1 protein-coding gene is annotated in these 573 nt (G+C 68.1%); it reads left to right on the forward strand.

The genetic code is table 11. From position 1 onward, the window contains the following. Positions 1 to 323: 323 nt before the first annotated feature. Positions 324 to 479: a hypothetical protein gene (locus ABD323_RS44330; protein ID WP_344447648.1), complete on the forward strand. Its 156-nt coding sequence runs from the start codon at positions 324 to 326 to the stop codon at positions 477 to 479. Positions 480 to 573 lie beyond the last annotated feature (94 nt).

A 573-nucleotide genomic window follows, 5' to 3' on the forward strand; every position in this document is an offset into this window, starting at 1 on the left:
CCACTGTCCCGGGCTGAAGACAGCGGTGTAGACGGTGCCGTTGACCGTCACCGTCCATTCGTCCCCGACCTTGATCCACTGAGGCGTATCGCTGCCCATCACAACCTCCGTTGCCGATCGATGCGTCCGGCCAGTCTGGCGGGCAGGACCGGCAGATACCAAGATCGGGTGATGGCCCGTTTTGCACGGATCTTGGCTGTGCCCCTACCTGGGCGAGAACAGCCACAGCGCGAACTGGTCGTCACGGACTCCCCCCTGCCGGTAGCGGTGCGGGCCGCCCATCAGGTACGCGATCACCTGACCAGCATGGGCACACCCACCCCGTGGACGCCTCGGTGGAGCACGACACCAGCACCACCGAGGCGACCTGTGTCTGCGGACCGCGGGTCCAGCCCGTCGAGCGAGACGACGGTTCGGTCGGCTGGCTGATCGTGCACCACTCCCTGGACGGACGCGAGCGGCGTGAGGGGGCGAGCTGATGACCTGGTCCACGAGCAACCGCAGGTCCCGCCTGCCGAAGGACTGGCCCGCGATCCGGGCCCGCATCCTGACCCGCGACCGCCACCGCTGCTA

The sequence above is a fragment of the Kitasatospora nipponensis genome (assembly GCF_039528135.1).
Classification (GTDB): Bacteria; Actinomycetota; Actinomycetes; order Streptomycetales; family Streptomycetaceae; genus Kitasatospora; species Kitasatospora nipponensis.